Raw genomic sequence first — 522 nt, 5'->3', positions numbered from 1 at the left:
ACCAGAAGTGGCTGGCCGACTTTACCTACATCTGGACCGCCCAGGGCTGGCTGTATGTGGCGCCTCGCCATGGTCACTCGGACCAGGGGCGTTCCCATGGCTCGATGCTGGACCTGTTCTCTCGCCGTGTGGTCGGCTGGTCGATGAAGGCCGAACGCGATGCCACGCTGGTCATGGATGCCCTGATGATGGCCGTCTGGCGCCGTGGCAAGGCCGATGCGCTGCTGCATCACTCGGACCAGGGGTCGCCGCAATACACCAGTGAGCAGTTTCAGCGCCTGCTGGCCGACAATGGCATCACTTGTTCCATGAGCCGGGCCGGGAACGTCTGGGACAATTCGGCAATGGAGAGTTTCTTCTCGTCGCTGAAAATCGAGCGCACCAACCGCAAGGTCTATCGGATCCGCGACGAAGCCCGAGCGGACGTGTTCGACTACATCGAGCGTTTCTACAACCCGCGCAGACGGCATTCGAAACTGGGCTACATCAGCCCAATCGAGTTCGAGGCCCGCGCTATGCTAG

1 protein-coding gene is annotated in these 522 nt (G+C 61.3%); it reads left to right on the top strand.

Annotated features, from left to right (window positions below):
- A partial coding sequence (locus FA740_RS19565; protein ID WP_136858444.1) for an IS3 family transposase occupies positions 1-522 on the top strand: 522 nt, incomplete at both ends.

This window comes from Paracoccus hibiscisoli (genome assembly GCF_005048265.1).
In the GTDB taxonomy this organism is placed as follows: domain Bacteria; phylum Pseudomonadota; class Alphaproteobacteria; order Rhodobacterales; family Rhodobacteraceae; genus Paracoccus; species Paracoccus hibiscisoli.
Note: the sequence above shows the minus strand (reverse complement) of the source record. Positions and strands in the feature narration are given on the sequence as shown.